Genomic DNA, 18,982 nt, shown 5'->3' on the forward strand with positions numbered 1-18,982 from the left:
ATTAAAGCGTAGCCATCTTGCGGCCGTTAAAGCATGAGTAGCCCCCGGCTGCAGCCTCCATCGCTGCAAAAAATGTGGCATTGGTCACACACATCGACACTGATCAAGCTACCCGGTGTGTGTACTTCCCTGCCCAGACCGCAAGCTGTTAAATTCGGGGGTGCCTAGCAAAGCGAGTCGCCATGCCGTTTGTACGCCGAAATGCCGAAGGCCGTATCGTCGCCCTGCTGGATGCGGAGGAAGCCGCATCGTATGCGCACCTGACCGCCTACAGCATCGAACAACTGCCGGGCACTCACCCCGAGGTCATTGCCTTCCTCGGCACGGATCCTGCGGAAAACTTCAGCGGACTTGATGCCAGTTTCATTCGCGTCATGGAAGACCTTATTGACGTACTGATCGAGAAAGGCGTGCTGCGCCTCACCGATCTGCCCGTCGACGCCCAGCGCAAGTTGCTGGCTCGCAAGGACATGCGACGCAAACTGAAAGGCGCGCTGAACCTTCTGGGTGATCGTGACGTCATCTGATCAAGCACGAACAACTCCGGTGAGAAGCCTATGAGCGAGGTGCACAACCAGATGCAGGGCGAGCAGCCGAGCGGCCCGCAAGGCCAGACGGCGTCACAACCACGCCCCCGTCCGGCCCCTGAGGTCAATGCAGATGCCATACCACCGGTAGCTGCAGCAGCGTGGCGCGTCAGCCCGCACGCCACCCATGTCGACCCGCTGATCGACTGCCTGGTGCTGCTGACCCGTCACTACGGCAATCCATGGACAGCCGAAGCTCTGGTCGCAGGCCTGCCCTGCGTTGACCACCTGCTGCCGCCTTCACAACTGTCGCGCGCAGCCAGCCGTGCCGGCCTCTCGGCCACCCTGGCACGCCGTCCGCTGATGCAGTTACGCGAACACCACCTGCCAGCACTGCTGCTGCTCAAGGATCGCCGCGCCTGCCTGCTGATCGAAAGGCGCCTTGATGGCATCTGCCTGATTCGCGAGCCTGAATCGCCGGATGGCATCGTCGACATCCCCCTGGTGCAGCTCGAAGCGATCTACACCGGCACCGCCGCCATCGTCAAACCACGCTTCCGCTTCGACGCACGCACGCCGGAAGTCGGCACCGTACGCGGACGTCACTGGTTCTGGGGTGCGCTGTTCTCGAACTGGCGTCTGTATCGCGATGCCTTGCTGGCCGCGCTGATGGTGAACATCTTCGCCACCATCATTCCGCTCTACTCGATGAACGTGTATGACCGCGTCGTACCGAATCACGCCGTCGAAACGCTATGGGTGCTGTCGATCGGTGCGCTGCTGATGCTGGTCTTCGACCTGACCTTGCGCACCGTGCGCGCCTACATCATCGACACCGCCAGCAAGCGCATCGACGTGTCGCTGTCGGCACTCATCATGGAGCGCGTGCTGGGCGTCAAGCTGGCTTCGCGCCCCGTCTCGGTCGGCTCTTTCGCTGCCAACCTGAAATCGTTCGAAGGCGTGCGCGATTTCGTCGCTTCGGCCACCGTCACGGCCTTGATCGACCTGCCCTTCGTGCTGATCTTCCTGTTCGTGCTGATATGGATCTCGCCATGGATGGCCATACCGGCCCTCATCGGCATGGTGCTCGTGATCGGCGTAGCGTGGATCACGCAAACGAAGATGCACGAACTCACCGAGACGACCTATCGCGCCAGCGCCCAACGCAATGCGACGCTGATCGAAAGCCTGGTCGGACTGGAGACGATCAAGACACTCGGCGCCGAGGGCGAATTCCAGCGCCGCTGGGAGCGCGCCACGCAGTTCATTGCCCAGGTCAGCAACCGTACCCGCCTGCTCTCCTCCGGCACGGTGAATTTCTCCCAGACCGTCTCACAGCTGGTGAACATCACCACCATCATGACAGGCGTATATCTTCTGACGGATGGCAAGATCACCATGGGTGCCATCATCGCGTCCAGCATGCTGTCTGGCCGCGCCTTGTCGCCACTGGGTCAGGTCGCCGGCCTGATGATGCAGTTCCAGGGCGCACGCACCGGCCTCACTTCGCTCGAGTCGCAGATGAAGCTGCCCATCGAGCGGCCGACGGATGCGCCCTTCGTGCACCGTCCGCAATTCGAGGGCGAGATCGAGTTCAAGGATGTGGCCTTCGCCTATCCCGGACGCGAGCAGAAGGTGCTGCGCAAGGTCTCATTCCGCATCAAGGCAGGCGAGAAGGTCGGCGTCATCGGTCGCATCGGCTCCGGTAAAACGACGCTGGAAAAACTCATCCTCGGCCTCTACGAGCCTACCGAAGGCGCGGTGCTGATCGACGGTGTCGACGCGCGCCAGATCGATCCGGCTGAACTGCGCCGTGCCATCGGCTTCGTGCCACAGGATGTCACCCTGTTCTATGGCTCGCTCAAGAACAACATCGCCATGGGCGCGCCTTTCGCCGACGACGCCGCCATTCTTGCCGCAGCCGAGCTGGCGGGCGTGTCGGAATTCGCCAACGCGCATCCACAAGGCTTCGACATGGTGATCGGCGAACGCGGTGAATCACTGTCTGGCGGTCAGCGCCAGACCGTCGCGATTGCACGCGCCATGATTACCGACCCGCCCATCCTGTTGCTCGACGAACCCAGCGCCAGCATGGACCACCAGAGCGAGGAGCAGCTCAAGCAGCGCTTGCGCAACTTCGCAGCACGCAAGACGGTGCTGCTGATCACGCACCGGACATCCCTGCTTGACCTGGTCGACCGCCTGATCGTGATCGACAGCGGCACCATCGTCGCTGACGGGCCGAAGGCGCAGGTCGTCGAAGCCCTGCAGCACGGCCGTATCGGGAGGGCCGCATGATCAAGAAGCTCTACCGCTGGTTCTCGGAGACGTATGACCGATTCATGTCACGCACCGAGCGCATGGCCAGCTACCCGGAAGACGATTTCCAGGCTGACGCAGACTGGGCCATCAGCGAACAGACGCCTCGCGGCGCACGCATTGCGGTGTGGGCGGCCGGCCTGTTCCTGCTGGTGCTGATCATCTGGGCCTCGCTATCACAGCTCGACGAGGTCACCCGCGGCGAAGGCAAGGTCATCCCGTCGCGGCAGATCCAGATCCTGCAGAGTCTCGACGGCGGCATCGTCGACGAGATCCTTGTCAAGGAAGGTCAGCAGGTCAAGGTCGGGCAATTACTGCTGAAGATCGACCCGACGCGTTCGGTCTCCAACCTCAACGAAAACCGCGCTGACTACCTGTCGCTGCAGGTCAAGGCCGCACGCCTACGAGCGCTGGCCGAGAACAAGCCCTTCGAAGTCCCCGCCGATGTGCAGTCCGGCGCGGCGGCCGCGGTCGACGAGGAGCGCAGTCTTTATCTGTCGAAGCGCTCCGAGATGGACGCCAATATCGGCATTGCGCGCCAGCAACTGACGCAGCGCGCGCAGGAACTCGCCGAGATGAAGGTGCGCCGCGACAGCGCCTCGCAAGGCCTCGCACTGACACAGACCGAGCTCGACAAGACGCGGCCGCTGTTCAAGACCGGCGCCGTCTCCGAAGTGGAATTGCTGCGCCTCGAACGCGAGGTTGCGCGCTACAAGGGCGAGCGTGATTCGGCGAGCGCCTTGATTCCGCGTATCGAAGCGGCAATGGGTGAGTCGCAGCGCAAGATCCAGGAAGTCGAACTGAATTTCCGCAATCAGGCACGTACCGAACTTTCCGAAACCATGGCCAAGCTCTCACGCGTCAGTGAAGGCAGCGTCGGCCTCGCTGACCGCGTCAAGCAATCGGAGATCCGCTCCCAGGTGAATGGCACGGTCAAGCAGCTGCTGGTCAACACGGTCGGTGGCGTGGTGCAGCCGGGCAAGGAAGTGGTCGAGATCGTGCCAAGCGATGACGCACTGCTCCTCGAGGCACGCGTACTGCCACGCGACATTGCTTTCCTGCGCCCCGGCCAGCTGGCCCTGGTGAAATTCACAGCTTATGACTTCTCCATCTATGGCGGGCTGGAAGCGAAGCTGGAGCACATCGGCGCGGACACCATTACTGACGAGAAGGGCAATGCCTTCTACATCGTGCGGGTGCGCACGGTCACGACTGAACTGGGTCAGCAGAAGCTACCCATCATTCCGGGCATGGTGGCCGAGGTCGACATCCTGACAGGCAAGAAATCCATCCTCGCCTACCTGCTCAAGCCCGTACTGCGCGCACGCGAAACCGCCTTGACGGAAAGATGATGCGACGTCTGGACAGCCCTGCCCTGCATATCCTCACGGCCGACGACACCGTGTTCCATCGCATTCGCGAGATGGAGCACAGCGACGAACAAGGGCGGCCGGCCGGCGACTGGCCATGGCGCGCGCAACGACTGCAGCGCCCCATCGAGCTCGACAATCTGCCGGTTGGCAGCCTGGTGATGATAGACAACGCGCATCCGCAACGCCCGGACTGGGCCGATGCGCGCTGGCGCGTGTGGGCGGGGCATTTGTCCATCATCGTCATGAGCAGCGAACCACAGGACGCCGAAGGCATTGCCGCAATGGATGCCGGCGCCTCCGGCTATTGCCACGCCTTTGCCAACGCGGCCATCTTGAAGCAGGTGGTCGAGGTCGTATCGAGCGGCGAGCTCTGGGTCGGCCGCAGTCTGCTGACGCGGCTGCTCAAAGGCGTCGACCGTGGCCTGGCGCAGCACAAACCGCCCTCCATCGCCCCCCACTGGCAGGACAAGCTCACCGAGCGCGAAGCCGAGGTGGCGCGCATGGCGGCACAGGGCGCATCCAATATCGGCATTGCCGAGGTGCTGGGCATCACCGAGCGCACGGTCAAAGCCCACCTCACCTCGATCTTCGACAAGCTCGATGTCGCCGATCGTCTGCAGCTGGCGCTCAAGGTGCACGGCGTCAAATAAAGCCCTCGCAAGACCGCGACGCACAGCCCCCTGCGTGGATGCACGCCCCGCGCGGAGTATTGCGCCGGACAGCCTCCGCCAGCGCGAAAACCCGGCAGTCCTTGCCGAAAAGATCGGGATTCCAGCTCAAAACCCGGACAATAGCGGCCAATTCGTTTTGATCGCTATTGAGGAGTCCGCACGTGGAAATCAAGGTCAACTTTCTCGACAAGCTTCGCCAGGAAGCGAAGTTCGACGACTTCACGGTCATTGCCGACCAGCCCATCCGCTACAAGGGCGATGGCTCGGCGCCGGGCCCGTTCGACTACTTCCTCGCCTCGTCGGCCTTGTGCGCGGCGTACTTCGTAAAGGCGTACTGCGACACGCGCGGCATTCCGACGGAGCACATGCGCCTGTCGCACAACAACATCGTTGATCCGGAGAACCGCTACAAGCAGACCTTCAAGATCCAGATCGAGCTGCCGCCGGACATTTCGGCCAAGGATCGCCAGGGCATCCTGCGCTCCATCGACCGTTGCACGGTGAAGCGTGTGGTGCAGAACGCGCCCGACTTCATCATCGAGGAAGTGGAAAACCTCGACGCCGATGCGCAGGCCCTGCTGCTGCCGAGTGCCGAAGGTGTGAGCACGCGCATTGCGGGCAAGGATCTGCCACTCGAGGAGACCATCGCCAATATGTCGGGTCTGCTGGCAGATCTGGGCATCAAGATCGAGATCGCTTCGTGGCGCAACATCGTGCCAAACGTATGGTCATTGCATATCCGCGATGCGCACTCGCCGATGTGCTTCACCAATGGCAAGGGCGCGACCAAGGAGAGTGCACTGGCCTCGGCGCTGGGCGAGTACATCGAACGCACGAATTGCAACCACTTCTACAACGACCAGTACTGGGGCGAAGAGTTCGCCAATGCGCCCTTCGTGCATTACCCGGACGAGCGCTGGTTCAAGCCCGGCAAGAAGGATGCGCTGCCAGCCGGAATGCTGGATGAGTACAGCCTCGCTATCTACAACGCCGATGGCGAGCTGCGCGCCTCCCACCTGTACGACACCAACTCCGGCAACACTGCGCGTGGCATCTGTACGTTGCCCTATGTGCGTCAGTCGGATGGCGAAGTGGTGTATTTCCCGACAAACCTGATCGACAACCTGTTCCTCAGCAACGGCATGAGCGCCGGCAATACGCTGGCCGAGGCGCAGGTGCAGTGCCTGTCAGAGATTTTCGAGCGCGCAGTGAAGCGCGAGATTCTCGAAGGTGAGTTCGCCCTCCCGGACGTGCCGCAAGAAGTGCTGGCGAAGTACCCCGGCATCGTCGCCGGCATCAAGGGCCTGGAAGAGCAAGGCTTTCCCGTGCTGGTGAAGGATGCGTCGCTGGGTGGAGAATTCCCGGTGATGTGCGTCACCCTGATGAACCCGCGAACGGGTGGCGTGTTTGCCTCGTTCGGCGCGCATCCGAGCTTCGAGGTGGCGCTGGAGCGCAGCCTGACGGAACTGCTGCAGGGGCGCAGTTTCGAAGGCCTCAACGATCTGCCGCAGCCGACCTTCGAGAGCAACGCCGTCACCGAGCCAAACAACTTCGTCGAGCACTTCATCGATTCGAGCGGCGTGGTGTCCTGGCGTTTCTTCAGCGCGAAGCATGACTACGAGTTCGTCGAGTGGGATTTCTCCGGCCAAGGCGAAGACTCGAATGCCGATGAAGCCGCGACTTTGTTCGGCATCCTCGAAGAGATGGGCAAGGAGGTGTACGTGGCCGTGTACGACCAACTGGGCGCTACGGCCTGCCGCATCCTCGTGCCGGGTTACTCCGAGGTCTATCCGGTCGAAGACCTGATCTGGGACAACACCAACAAGGCACTGGCTTTCCGCGAAGACATCCTCAATCTGCATCGCTTGGGCGATGACGCGCTGGAAGCCTTGCTCGAACGCCTCGAAGACAGCGAGCTGGATGTCTACACCGACATCATCACCCTCATCGGCGTCGAGTTCGACGAGAACACGGACTGGGGACAGCTGACGATCCTCGAACTGAAGCTGCTGATCCACCTTGCCTTGAAGCAGTTCGAAGAGGCGAAAGAACAGGTGGAAACTTTCCTGCAGTTCAACGAGAACACAGTCGAGCGCGGCTTGTTCTACCAGGCCCTGAACGTGGTGCTGGAGGTAGTACTCGACGACGAGCTGGAGCTGGCCGATTACGAAGCCAGCTTCCGCCGCATGTTCGGCAACCCGCGCATGGATGCGGTGATCGGTTCGGTGGACGGCAGCGTGCGCTTCCACGGCCTGACGCCGACGAGCATGAAGCTGGAAGGGCTCGACCGGCATCAGCGTCTGATCGATAGCTACAGGAAACTGCACGCTGCGCGCGCCCGGGTGGCCGCCGGATAGACAGGAGGATTTGCGTGGGCCACAGAGCTGCATGAGCACAGACCCGACGGCTGTCTGGCTCTGCAGCGCAGTTTCGCGGCATGTAACGCGGGCAGGAGTCCGCCGTGCAACCAGCCCAAGAGCCAGCCCCGGCAGCCAAGGCTCTCTTGCCCCGTGGAAGCGGAGCTTCCACGGCTTTGCGTACCCACTCCCCCGGGGATCTGCACAGCGCGTGATGCACCGTGACACACGTCACGGAATCTGCCGCCCTGCCCGCCGGATTTAAACCCTAACTGTACCCACGTACGATGCGCCGCCCTGGCTGCGTCTTTAGTCTCCCGTGACATAGACCGTTAAAAGTTCGCGGAGACCGTTTCCTGCCATCCCGGCAGTTCCGGCACCGCGCACCGACACCCGCTGGAGCTAGCCAACATGGCCGAGATGAACAACCCGCAACTGCAAGCCACCGTCCAACGCATCGAAGGCACTGCCTGGCGCAAGCTGCCCGATGGCCAGATGGTGGTGCTCAAGCCGGGCGATCACATCAACCCGGGGGACGTGATCGTCACCAGCCATAACGGCCATGTAGAACTGGCACGTGCCAATGGCCCGGTGCTGGATATCGGCCCGGATCGCACCGTTCTGGCCGATCAGGACGTGCTCGGCCAGGCCCCTGCGGACAAGTCCGAAGCCGCCATCCTGCCGCTCGACAGCGATGCCGAACGCGTCATCGCCGCCTTGAACGCTGGCCAGGACCCTTTCGCAGCCGTGGATCCCGCAGCAGCCGGCCTGGGCGGTGGCGGTGCCGACAACGGCCACAGCTTCGTGGAATTGCTGCGTATCAGCGAAGCGGTCAGCCTGACGGGCGTTACAACCGGCGCCCCGCTGGAGCCCGCCGACACCTTCATCCTTCCCGGTAACGGCGACGCAGTACGCTCGGAAGAAGCCCCTGCGACTCCGCCTGCCCCGCCCGCGCCCAACGTCATCGCACTCAGCACGGCAGCCGGCAGCTCGGTCACCGAAGGTGGCAGCATCGTCTACACGGTGACGGCGAGCAGCCCGGTCGTCGACCGGCCACTGGTCGTCACGCTGGCAGTCGGCAATACCAGCATCACCGTCACGATTCCCGTCGGAGCAAGCAGCGCCTCCAGCGCGCCCGTGCCCGTACGCGCCGACGACGCTTACGCGCAAGCCGACGACACGCTCACGGCAACCATCACCTCAGCCTCTGGTGGCGGCTTTGCATCCTATGAAACCGGCGCGCCGGTAACGACCGTCGTACGCGACGACGCCGATGCAACCTCACTGAACCTGTCTGCCACACCTTCCGTCAGCGAGGGCGGCAGCATCGTCTACACCGCCACGCTCGGCAACGCGGCCGCTACGCCCGTCACCGTCACGCTCTCCAATGGCGCCAGCATCACCATCGCAGCGGGCGCAAGCTCGGGCTCGATTTCGGTCGCCGCCCCCGGCAATGATGTCTATGCAAATGGCACAACGGTATCGGTAACGATTACCGGCGCAAGCGGTGGTGGTTTCGAGAATCTCGCACCGACGACTGCACCTGCTGTCACGCAGATCACCGACACGATAGACACGACCACCGTCACCCTCAGCGCACCCGGTAGCGCCCTTGAAGGCGCTGGCGTGGTCTTCACCGCCAGCGTCAACAATCCGGTGAGCGGCAGCCCGCTCGTGCTGACCTTGTCCAACGGCGCCACGATCACCATTCCCGTCGGCGCCAGCAGTGCCAGCAGCGCCCCCGTGGTGCTGCGCGCGGATGACGCCTACGCGCAAGGCACGAGCAACGTCCCGGTCAGCATCGTGTCGCACTCGGGTGCCAACTTCGAGGCCCTCAATACCAGCAGCACCACGACGGTGTCCGTCACCGATGACAGTGACGCGACGACGGTCTCGCTCTCAGCCACGCCATCGGTTGCCGAGGGCGGCTCCATCACCTATACCGCTACGCTGACCAGCGCTGCGGCTTCCACGGTCACGGTCACGCTCAACAATGGCGCAACGATCAGCATCGCCGCCGGCAGCACCACGGGCAGCGTCAGCGTTGCAGCGCCCACTGACGACGTGTATGTCGATGCCGGCTCCGTCAGTGCAAGCATCAGCAGCGCTACAGGCGGTGGCTTCGAAAACCTCACCGTCAGCAGCACGCCTGCAAGCACCAGCATCACCGACACGCTCGATACCGTCACGGCCAGCCTGAGTGCCACGCCGAGCGTCGTCGAAGGCGCTGCCATCACTTACACGCTGAGCCTGCCTGCGGTCGTCACGGGCTCGCCCGTCGTCGCCACGCTGTCGAACGGCGCGACCATCACGATCCCCGTAGGTAGCAGCAGCGGTACCACCAGTGTCACGGCGGCCGACAACGTCTACGCCGGTGGTGGCAGCGCTTCCGTCACGGTCAGCAATCTGTCGGGCGGCAACTTCGAGAACCTCGTCGCCAGCAGCACGCCAGCCAATACCACCGTCACCGACGACAGCGACACCACCACGGTCTCGCTGTCGGCCACGCCAAGCGTCTCGGAGGGTGGAAGCATCATCTACACCGCGACGCTGACCAGCGCAGCAGCCACGGCAGTCACCGTCACGCTCAACACCGGTACGGTGATCACGATTGCGGCAGGCCAGCTCACGGGCACGGCCACGGTCGCCGCACAGGGCGATGACGTCTATGTCGATGGTGCGCCTGTCTCGGCCTTCATCAGCACGGCAACGGGCGGCGGTTTCGAGAACCTGGTGCGCGATGCCACGCCGGTCACCACCAATGTGACGGACACCATCGACACGGTCACCGCCACGCTGACGGCTACGGCCAGCGTCGTCGAAGGCGGCTCCATCACCTACACGCTGTCCCTGCCCGCCAATGTCACGGGCTCGGCCGTCGTTGCGACACTCTCCAACGGCCAGACGATCACCATCCCCGTCGGCAGCAGCAGCGGCACGGTCAGCGTGCCTGCCGGCGACAACGTCTATGCCGGTGGCGGTTCCGCTTCGGCCACCATCAGCACGCTCTCGGGCGGCAACTTCGAGAACCTCGTCGCCAGCAGCACGCCGGCCAACACGACGATCACCGACGATAGCGACACGACGACGGTATCGCTCAGCGCGACACCGAGCGTGGCCGAAGGCGGCTCCATCACCTACACCGCGACGCTGACCAGCGCAGCAGCCACGGCAGTCACCGTCACGCTCAATACCGGCACGGTGATCACGATTGCAGCAGGCCAGACCACGGGCAGCGCCATCGTCGCAGCGCCTGGCGATGACGTATACATCGACGCCGGTTCAGTCTCGGCAGTGATCAGCACCGCGACCGGCGGGGGCTTCGAAAACCTCGTCAGGGATACCACGCCAGCCAGCACCAGCATCACCGACACGCTCGACACCACCACCGTCACGCTGACGGCGGCAGCAAGCGTCGTCGAAGGCGGCAGCATCGTCTACAGCGCTTCGCTCGACCACCCCGTGACCGGCAGCCCGCTGGTGCTGACACTGTCCAACGGCGCGACGATCACCATTCCCGTCGGCAGCAGCTCGGCCTCCAGCGCCGCCGTGAACGTGCGTGCCGACGACGCCTATGCGCAAGGCACGGTCACCCTGCCTGCAGTCAGCATCACTGCACACAGCGGTGGCAATTTCGAAACGCTCAACACCACGAGTACGGTCACTACGACAGTCACTGACGACAGCGACGTGACGACGGCAAGCATCAGCGGCCCGGCCAGCGTTGCCGAATCTGCTACGGCCAACTACACGGTCAGCCTGAGCAGCCCGGCCGGCACCAGCGTCACGATCCAGTTGGTGTACTCGGGCACCGCCAGCAATGGCTCCGACTTCAACGGCGTCACCAGCGTCACCATTCCTGCCGGCGCCAGCAGCCAGTCGTTCAACATATCCGCGATCACCGATGGCCTGGCCGAAGGTGCCGAGAGCTTCACCATCACCCTCGCCTCGCCCACGGGTGGCAACTTCGAGAACCTGGTCCTGGCAGCCGCCGGTGCCGGTGGCTCGGTCACGACAAACATCATCGATGGCGATACCTCCAACGTCAGCCTGTCGGCCACGCCAACCCTGACGGAAGCAGGCGGCAACATCACTTACACCGCCACGCTGACCCAGGCACCTGTCAGCGCACTGACCGTCACGCTCAGCAATGGCGCAACGATCAACATCGCCGCCGGCGCGCTCACGGGCAGCGTCAACGTGCCGCTCGCTGCGCGCGACGATGCTTACGTCGAGACCGACTCGGTCAGCGCCACGATCAGCAGCATCAGCGGCGGCGGCATCGGTGTCGCCATCGATCCGACACCTGCCACCACGACGATCACCGACACGATAGACACCACGACGGTCACCCTGAGTGCCCCGGCCAGCGTCACGGAAGGCGGCACCATTACCTACACCGCCAACGTCAACAATCCGGTCACTGGCAGCCCGCTGGTGCTCACGCTGTCCAACGGCGCAACCATCACCATCCCGGTCGGTGCGAGCTCGGCCAGCAGCGCCCCGGTCAATGTGCGTCCTGATGACGCACTGGCCCAGGGCAGTGTTGCGACCACGGTCAGCATCACCAGCTACAGCGGTGGCAATTTCGAAGCACTCAACACCTCGAGCACGACCACCACCACGGTCAGCGACGACAGCGACACCACCACGGTGTCGCTGGCAGCAACTCCTTCGGTCTCCGAAGGTGGAAGCATCATCTACACCGCGACGCTGACCAGCGCAGCCGCCACAGCAGTCACCGTCACGCTCAACACCGGCACGGTGATCACGATTGCCGCAGGCCAGCTCACGGGCACGGCCACCGTCGCGGCTCAAGGCGACGATGTGTATGTGGATGGCGCGCCCGTCTCGGCCTTCATCAGCACGGCAACGGGTGGCGGTTTCGAGAACCTCGTGCGCGATGCGACGCCGGTCACCACCAACGTCACCGACACCATCGACACGGTCACCGCCACGCTGACGGCTACGGCCAGCGTCGTCGAAGGCGGCTCGATCACCTACACGCTGTCCCTGCCTGCCAATGTCACGGGCTCGGCCGTCGTTGCGACACTCTCCAACGGCCAGACGATCACCATCCCCGTCGGCAGCAGCAGCGGCACGGTCAGCGTGCCTGCCGGCGACAACGTCTATGCCGGTGGCGGTTCCGCTTCGGCCACCATCAGCACGCTCTCGGGCGGCAACTTCGAGAACCTCGTGGCCAGCAGCACGCCAGCCAATACGACGATCACCGACGACAGCGACACCACCACGGTCTCGCTGTCGGCCACGCCAAGCGTCTCGGAGGGTGGAAGCATCACCTACACCGCGACGCTGACCAGCGCAGCAGCCACGGCAGTCACCGTCACGCTCAACACCGGCACGGTGATCACGATTGCGGCCGGTCAGCTCACGGGGACGGCCATCGTCGCGGCTCAAGGCGACGATGTGTATGTGGACGGTGCGCCTGTCTCTGCCTTCATCAGCACGGCAACGGGTGGTGGTTTCGAGAACCTGGTGCGCGATGCGACGCCGGTCACCACAAACGTCACCGACACCATCGATACGGTCACCGCCACGCTGACGGCTACAGCTAGCGTCGTCGAAGGCGGCTCCATCACCTACACGCTGTCCCTGCCCGCGAACGTCACGGGCTCGGCCGTAGTTGCGACACTCTCCAACGGCCAGACCATCACCATCCCCGTCGGCAGCAGCAGCGGCACGGTCAGCGTGCCTGCCGGCGACAACGTCTATGCCGGTGGCGGTTCCGCTTCGGCCACCATCAGCACGATCTCGGGTGGCAACTTCGAGAACCTCGTCGCCAGCGGCACGCCGGCCAACACGACGATCACCGACGACAGTGACGTCACGACGCTGTCATTGTCTGCTTCGCCTTCGGTCGCCGAGGGCGGCAACATCACCTACACGGCATCCTTGTCCAATGCTGCAGCCACGGCGCTCACCGTTACGCTCGACAACGGCGCGACGATCACCATCGCTGCCGGCGCGCTGACAGGCACGGTGTCGGTCGCAGCACCTACGGATGACGTGTATGTCGACGCGGGTTCCGTGTCGGCGGCCATCACGTCGACCGCTGGCGGCGGCTTCGAGTCGCTGTCGTTCAATCCCGCTGCAGTGGTGACAAGCATCACCGACACGATTGACACGACCACTGTCACGCTCACGCAATCGACCGCGTCGGTCCTTGAAGGCGCAAGCGTCACTTACACCGCGACCGTGAACAATCAGGTGCAGGGCTCGCCGCTGGTGGTGACCCTCTCCAACGGCCAGAGCATCACCATTCCCGTTGGTGCGACCAGCGCTTCGGCGCCCGCCTACACGCCTCGTGCAGACGACTTCTACACGCAGGGCAATGGCTCTGTCGTCGTCGCGATCACCGGTACCTCTGGCGCCAGCTTCGAGGCGCTCAACACGAGCAGCACGGTCACCACGGCCATCACTGAAGACAGCGATGCCACGACGGTCACGCTGACGCAGTCAGTCGCCTCCGTCACGGAAGGCGGCGCCGTTACCTATACCGCTACCGTTGATCACCAGGTGCAGGGTTCGCCGCTGGTGGTGACTCTCTCCAACGGCCAGAGCATCACCATTCCCGTTGGTGCGACCAGCGCCTCGGCCCCCGCCTACACGCCACGTGCAGACGATTTTTACGTGCAGGGCAATGGCTCGGTCGTCGTCGCGATCACGGGCACCTCTGGCGCCAACTTCGAAGCGCTCGACACGAGCAGCACGGTCACCACGGCCATCACCGAAGACAGCGATGCGACGACGGTGACACTGACGCAGTCGGCTGCATCTGTCGTTGAAGGCGGCGCCGTGACCTACACGGCTAGCGTCGACCATCAGGTGCAGGGCTCGCCACTCGTGGTGACGCTCTCCAACGGCCAGACCATCACCATCCCGGTCGGCGCGAGCAGCGCCTCCTCTGCCGCCTACACGCCACGCGCTGACGATGTGTACGTACAGGGCAGTGGCTCGGTGGTCGTGAGCATCACGGGGACGTCGGGCGCCACCTTCGAAGCGCTCAACACCACGAGCAGCGTCACGACAGCCATCACCGAAGACAGCGACGTCACGACCGTCGCCATCACGGGAGCAAGTTCGGTCGCGGAAGGTGCTTCGGCCACTTACACGCTGACCCTGTCCTCCGCAGCACAGAGCACGCCTGTGACTGTCACGCTGAGCTACTCGGGCACGGCCGCCAACGGTACGGACTTCACCGGCGTGACCACCGTCACCATTCCGGCGGGTTCGAACTCGGCCAATTTCAGCATTGCGACCATCGACGATTCGCTGGCCGAAGGCGCCGAGAGCTTCACGATCACGATGACAGGCGCATCGGGCGGCAACTTCGAAAGCCTGCAGATCGCGGGCGGCGCCGGCAGCGTCACGACCAGCCTGATCGACAATGACGGCACGCCTTCGCTGGTGGTCTCCGATGTCACCGTGGCGGAAGACGCAGGTTTTGCCGTCTTCCAGGTCAGCTTGTCGAACGCCAGTGCCACCGCCACGACCTTCTCCCTGGGGCTGGCCGCAGGCAGCGCTACGGCAGGCGCCGACTATGCCAATTCACTGGAGGTGTCGACCAACGGCGGTGCAAGCTGGAGCGCTGCGACGAGCGCCAGCATTGCAGCAGGCGGCGTTGGTCCGGTACTGGTCCGCGTGCCGGTGATCGATGACGCGATCGCCGACTCCGGCGAAACCTTCTCGCTGACCGCCACTGTCACCGCTGGCGCAACCGCCAACAGTGCGGCGACAGGTGTTGCGACGATCAACGACGAAACGACGCCCGACACGGTACTGGTGAGCATTGCCGGTCCGGCCGCCGTGGTGGAAGGCCTCTCGACGAGCAACTACACGGTGTCCCTGGGCCAGGCGGCTATCACGCCCATCACGGTCAATCTGACTTACACGGGTACTGCAGCCAATGGCACGGACTACACCGGCGTCGTCAGCGTGACGATCCCGGCCGGTGCGAGCAGCGCGACCTTCAGCCTGGCAACGATCGACGATGCGCTCGCAGATTCGGGCGAAACCATCGTGGTGTCCCTGGGTTCGATCACGGGCGGTGGCTTTGAGGCCATCGCGGCGAATCCGTCCAGCAATAGCGTGACGACAACCCTCTCCGATGAAGCCACGCCGGACACGGTGTTGGTGAGCATCACGGGCCCCGCCTCCGTCATCGAAGGCACGGCCACCGGCAACTTCACGGTCAGCCTGGGCCAGACCGCAGCAACCGCCGTGACGGTGAATCTCACCTACACGGGCACGGCTACCAACGGCACGGACTACTCCGGCGTCGTGAGTGTCACGATTCCAGCCGGTGCGAGCAGTGCAACCTTCAATCTCTCGACGCTGGATGATGCACTCGCCGATTCGGGCGAGACCATCGTGGTGTCCCTGGGTTCGATCACAGGCGGCGGCTTCGAGGCCATCGCTGCGCACCCGACCAATAACAGTGTCACGACGACGATCAATGACGAAGCAACGCCAGACACGGTACTGGTGAGCCTCACAGGCCCTGCAACGGTCGTCGAAGGCAATACGACAGGCAACTACACGCTGTCGCTCGGCCAGGCGGCTGCGACGGCGGTGACGGTCAATCTGACCTACACCGGTACCGCTGCGAATGGCACGGACTACACCGGCGTGGTGAGCGTCACAGTGCCTGCCGGTGCAACATCGGCGACCTTCAATCTCGCCACGATCGATGATGCCTTCGCGGATTCGGGCGAGACCATCATCGTCTCGCTCGGTTCGATTTCCGGTGGCGGCTTCGAAGCGATTGCCGCCAACCCGGCATCGAACTCCGTCACCACGACCATCTCCGACGAAGCCACGCCCGACACCGTGCTGGTGAGCATCGGCGGCCCGGCAACGGTCACCGAAGGCAACACGACGAGCAACTACACGGTCACGCTCGGCCAGGCGGCCGTCACACCTGTCACTGTGAATCTGACCTACACCGGTACCGCGACCAACGGCGCGGACTACACCGGCGTGGTGAGTGTCACGGTACCCGCTGGCGCCACCACTGCAACCTTCACGATCCCGACCATTGACGATGCGCGTGCCGACTCGGGCGAAACCATCATCGTGACACTGGGCTCGATCTCGGGCGGTGGCTTCGAGGCCATCGCTGCAAATCCGTCCGGCAATAGCGTCACCACGACCATCAATGATGAAGCAGTGCCCGATACGGTGCTGGTGAGCATCAGTGGTCCTGCATCGGTGGTGGAAGGCGCAGCCACGGGCAACTACACCCTGACCCTGGGCCAGGCCGCCTTCACGCCTGTCACGGTGAACCTCACCTACACGGGCACCGCGACCAATGGCTCGGACTACACCGGTGTGGTGAGTGTCACGATCCCGGCTGGTGCGACGACGGCCACCTTCAACCTCGCAACACTCGACGACGCTTTCGCCGATTCGGGCGAGACCATCATCGTGTCGCTCGGCTCGATCACGGGCGGCGGCTTCGAAGCCATCGCCGCCAATCCGTCCGGCAACAGTGTGACGACCACGATCAGTGATGAAGCCACACCGGATACGGTGCTGGTGAGCATCGCCGGTCCTGCAACGGTCACGGAAGGCAATGCAACCGGCAACTTCACCGTCTCGCTGGGTCAGGCCGCGGTCACGCCTGTCACCGTGAATTTGACTTACACGGGCACAGCCACGAACGGCACGGACTACACCGGCGTGGTGAGCGTCACCATCCCGGCTGGTGCGACCAACGCGACCTTCAATCTCTCGACGCTGGATGACGCGCTCGCCGATTCAGGCGAGACCATCATCGTCAGCCTGGGCAGCATCAGCGGTGGCGGCTTCGAAGCGATTGCAGCGAATCCATCCGCCAGCTCGGTCACCACCACCATCAGCGATGAAGCCACGCCGGACACGGTGCTGGTGAGCATTGCCGGTCCTGCTGCCGTGACCGAAGGAGCGACGACGGGTAACTACACGGTATCGCTGGGCCAGGCCGCGGCAACCGCGGTAACGGTGAATCTGACCTACACCGGAACGGCTTCGAACGGCACGGACTACACCGGCGTGGTAAGCGTCACCATCCCGGCAGGTGCGACCAACGCGACCTTCAATCTCGCCACGCTCGACGATGCCTTCGCCGACTCCGGCGAGACCATCATCGTGAGCCTGGGCAGCATCAGCGGTGGTGGCTTCGAGGCCATCGCAGCGCACCCGACCAATAACAGAGTCACGACCACGATCAGCGATGAAGCGACACCCGACACGGTGCTGGTCAGCATTGCAGGGCCAGCAACGGTCACGGAAGGCAATACAACCGGCAACTACACGGTGTCGCTCGCTCAGGCTGCGGTCACACCCGTGACGGTGAACCTGGCCTACACCGGCACCGCCACCAACGGTACGGACTACACAGGTGTCGTCAGCGTGACGATCCCGGCTGGCGCGACGAGCACCACCTTCAATCTCGCCACACTCGACGATGCGCTCGCCGACTCCGGCGAGACCATCATCGTCTCGCTGGGTTCGATCAGCGGCGGTGGTTTCGAGGCGATTGCAGCCAACCCTGCGTCGAACTCCGTCACGACCACGATCAGCGATGAAGCCACACCTGACACGGTGCTGGTGAGCATCACCGGTCCATCGTCTGTCATCGAAGGTGCAGCCACGGGCAACTTCACCGTCTCGCTCGGCCAGGCTGCAGTCACGCCCGTCACGGTGAACCTCACCTACACGGGTACCGCTGCGAACGGCGCGGACTACACCGGCGTCGTAAGCGTCACGATCCCGGCAGGTGCAAGCAGCGCGACTTTCAGTCTCGCGACCATCGACGATGCGCTGGCCGATTCCGGTGAAACCATCATCGTGTCGCTGGGCTCGATCAGCGGCGGCGGCTTCGAAGCCATCGCTGCGAATCCTTCGAGCAATAGCGTCACCACGACCATCTCCGACGAAGCTACTCCCGACACCGTGCTGGTCAGCATCACCGGCCCGGCAACGGTTGTCGAAGGTGTGGCAACGGGCAACTACACGGTCTCGCTGGGCCAGGCTGCAGTCACGCCGGTTACCGTGAATCTGACTTACACGGGCACTGCGTCGAACGGCACGGATTACACCGGTGTGGTGAGTGTCACCATCCCGGCTGGCGCGACGAATGCAACCTTCAATCTGGCGACGATCGATGACGCGCTGGCCGACTCTGGCGAAACCATCATCGTCTCGCTCGGTTCGATTTCCGGTGGCGGCTTCGAAGCCATCGCTGCGAATCCTTCGAGCAACAGCGTCACCACGACGATCAGCGACGAAGCGACGCCGGATACGGTGCTGGTGAGCATCGGTGGCCCGGCCACGGTCACGGAAGGCAATACGACGACCAACTACACGATCACGCTCGGCCAGGCTGCGGTTACGCCTGTCACGGTGAATCTGACCTACACCGGTACCGCCACGAATGGTGCGGATTACACCGGTGTCGTCAGCGTCACGGTGCCAGCGGGTGCGACCAGCGCGACTTTCACGATCCCGACCATCGACGATGCGCGCGCCGACTCCGGCGAGACCATCATCGTCTCGCTGGGCTCGATCAGCGGCGGCGGTTTCGAAGCCATCGCCGCCAATCCGTCCGGCAATAGCGTGACGACGACGATCTCGGACGAGGCGACGCCTGACACGGTGCTGGTGAGCATCACCGGCCCATCGTCTGTCATCGAAGGCGCCGCCACGGGCAACTTCACGGTGAGCCTCGGTCA

6 protein-coding genes are annotated in these 18,982 nt (G+C 63.8%); all 6 read left to right on the forward strand.

Annotated elements, in window-relative coordinates; genetic code table 11:
- Positions 1 to 182 precede the first annotated feature (182 nt).
- Positions 183 to 527, forward strand: a complete 345-nt coding sequence (locus tag VVD49_RS17945) for a hypothetical protein (RefSeq protein ID WP_327600585.1) — start codon at positions 183 to 185, stop codon at positions 525 to 527.
- 30 nt (positions 528 to 557) lie between these two features.
- On the forward strand, positions 558 to 2,825 hold the full coding sequence (locus VVD49_RS17950) for a type I secretion system permease/ATPase (RefSeq protein WP_327600586.1): 2,268 nt from the start codon (positions 558 to 560) through the stop codon (positions 2,823 to 2,825).
- Complete coding sequence (locus VVD49_RS17955) at positions 2,822 to 4,198, forward strand: HlyD family type I secretion periplasmic adaptor subunit (RefSeq protein WP_416384911.1); 1,377 nt, start codon at positions 2,822 to 2,824, stop codon at positions 4,196 to 4,198. Before VVD49_RS17950 ends, VVD49_RS17955 begins: the two co-directional genes overlap by 4 nt.
- Complete coding sequence (locus tag VVD49_RS17960; protein WP_327600587.1) at positions 4,195 to 4,869, forward strand: helix-turn-helix transcriptional regulator; 675 nt, start codon at positions 4,195 to 4,197, stop codon at positions 4,867 to 4,869. The genes VVD49_RS17955 and VVD49_RS17960 overlap by 4 nt, the downstream gene beginning before the upstream one ends.
- Positions 4,870 to 5,051: 182 nt before the next feature.
- Positions 5,052 to 7,247 carry an OsmC domain/YcaO domain-containing protein gene (locus tag VVD49_RS17965; RefSeq protein ID WP_327600588.1) on the forward strand — a complete coding sequence of 732 codons (2,196 nt, stop codon included), beginning with the start codon at positions 5,052 to 5,054 and terminating at the stop codon, positions 7,245 to 7,247.
- A 411-nt stretch (positions 7,248 to 7,658) separates the two neighbouring features.
- Positions 7,659 to 18,982, forward strand: an 11,324-nt coding sequence (locus VVD49_RS17970) for an immunoglobulin-like domain-containing protein (RefSeq protein WP_327600589.1), incomplete at its 3' end; no start/stop codon positions are given.

The organism is Uliginosibacterium silvisoli (assembly GCF_036017035.1).
GTDB lineage: Bacteria > Pseudomonadota > Gammaproteobacteria > Burkholderiales > Rhodocyclaceae > Viridibacterium > Viridibacterium silvisoli.

Bases quoted from the DNA above. Each gene is read 5' to 3' on its own strand.
- VVD49_RS17945 (WP_327600585.1), top strand. From the start codon at position 183: ATGCCGTTTGTACGCCGAAATGCCGAAGGCCGTATCGTCGCCCTGCTG.
- VVD49_RS17950 (WP_327600586.1), top strand. From the start codon at position 558: ATGAGCGAGGTGCACAACCAGATGCAGGGCGAGCAGCCGAGCGGCCCG.
- VVD49_RS17955 (WP_416384911.1), top strand. From the start codon at position 2,822: ATGATCAAGAAGCTCTACCGCTGGTTCTCGGAGACGTATGACCGATTC.
- VVD49_RS17960 (WP_327600587.1), top strand. From the start codon at position 4,195: ATGATGCGACGTCTGGACAGCCCTGCCCTGCATATCCTCACGGCCGAC.